Origin of the sequence: Streptomyces sp. NPDC102451 (genome assembly GCF_044765485.1) — a bacterium.
Taxonomy (GTDB): Bacteria; Actinomycetota; Actinomycetes; order Streptomycetales; family Streptomycetaceae; genus Streptomyces.
Genome location: NZ_JBIWKD010000058.1, coordinates 1 through 1,366, shown reverse-complemented (window position 1 = coordinate 1,366; position 1,366 = coordinate 1). Strand labels below are relative to the sequence as shown.

Genomic DNA, 1,366 nt, shown 5'->3' with positions numbered 1-1,366 from the left:
AGGGCGTTAAGTCCGTTTCTGGTAGCGGCCGCGTCCGGGCTGTTCGAGGAGTCCCTGGCGGACGAGTCTTCCCAGGCGGGAACGGGTGACGTTGATCGAGGGCTCGTCGGTGGGCAGGGCGAGGTGTTCGTGCAGATCGCGGACGCGGAACACCTTCCCTGGGTGTTCGTTGAACGTGGTCACGATGCGCTGGTAGACGGTGGCGGTCGTGGTCTCCGCGGGGGCCGTTGCGTGGTCGGGAGGGGTGAGGCCGTCGATGACCTTGCGGGTGGCGGTGAGCTCGGCCAGGCGGGCTTCGGTCTCGGTGAGGGCGGTGGTGAGCCGTTCGATCTGCTCGCGCAGGGTGGCGGCGCGGGCTGCGGTCTCATCGTGTTCGGTCTGCAGCAGCCGCAGGAGTTCATGGACGTTCACGCGGCCAGCTCCACGTCGTCCCGCCAGGCGGGGGTAGGGGTGGTGAGGCGGCGGAGCATGCCCGCGGTGGAGGCCCAGTAGACGCGGGAGGCCGCGTTGTCGGGCCGGTGGTCGTAGTCACGGGCGAGGCGCCGTTGCAGCATGAGGGTGCCGTTGACCTGCTCAACGACCCACCGCTTCGGTTGCGGCACGAAGCCCTTGCCTACGTCGTCGGGGTTGCGTCGGACCACCTCGACGGTGATGTCCTTCACCGCCCCGTGGATGATCACGGCGTCTTTGAAGCCCTGGTCGACCAGGACTTTTTCCAGGCGCATCCCGCATCGTTCGGCCGCCTGGTCAAGCAGGGTGATGCCGGCCTCGTTGTCGTGTGCGCTCGCGGCGAGGATCACCACACCGATGATCAGGCCCAGCACATCGACGGCGAGTCCCCGCTTCCTGCCGGGCGTCTTCTTGTTCGCGTCCAGTCCCGTCGTCTTCTTCGGCACTCCGGCCGCCACACGGACGGACTGGGTGTCGATGATCACCAGGGACGGGTCCTCTAATCGTCTGGACCGCTCCCGCACCTGGCAACGGAGAATCTCCTGGATCCGCTGGTCAAGGCCGTCCTGGCGCCACAGAGTGAAGTAGTAGAACACTGCCGACCAGGCCGGGAGGTCATGCGGCAGGAGCCGCCACTGACAGCCCGTCCGGTTCTGGTAGAGCAACGCGTTCACGACCTCACGCAGGTCGCAGGAGCCCGGGTCCCCGGTCGCCGACCGCGCCACCCGCTCCCGCTTCCACGCGGTGACCAGCGGCTCGATCAACGCCCACTGCTCGTCGGGCAAGTCGGTTGCGTACGGCATCCGTTCCATAGTCGCGACCCCATCATGCACACGACATGACATGACGGAGGAACCGTCCCGTCACCCACGAACGGGTGACACCACATCATCAGGAACGGGACTTAACGTCCTCT

The 1,366-nt window shown here is 66.8% G+C and carries 2 protein-coding genes; both read right to left on the bottom strand.

Annotated features, from left to right (window positions below):
• Positions 1-6 precede the first annotated feature (6 nt).
• Positions 7-411: a hypothetical protein gene (locus ACIRD8_RS37845; protein WP_404002338.1), complete on the bottom strand. Its 405-nt coding sequence runs from the start codon at positions 409-411 to the stop codon at positions 7-9.
• Positions 408-1,262, bottom strand: a complete 855-nt coding sequence (locus ACIRD8_RS37840; protein ID WP_404002335.1) for an IS5 family transposase — start codon at positions 1,260-1,262, stop codon at positions 408-410. The genes ACIRD8_RS37845 and ACIRD8_RS37840 overlap by 4 nt, the downstream gene beginning before the upstream one ends.
• Positions 1,263-1,366 lie beyond the last annotated feature (104 nt).

Coding starts and splice junctions, on each gene's coding strand:
- ACIRD8_RS37840 (WP_404002335.1), bottom strand. CDS start 1,262: ATGGAACGGATGCCGTACGCAACCGACTTGCCCGACGAGCAGTGGGCG.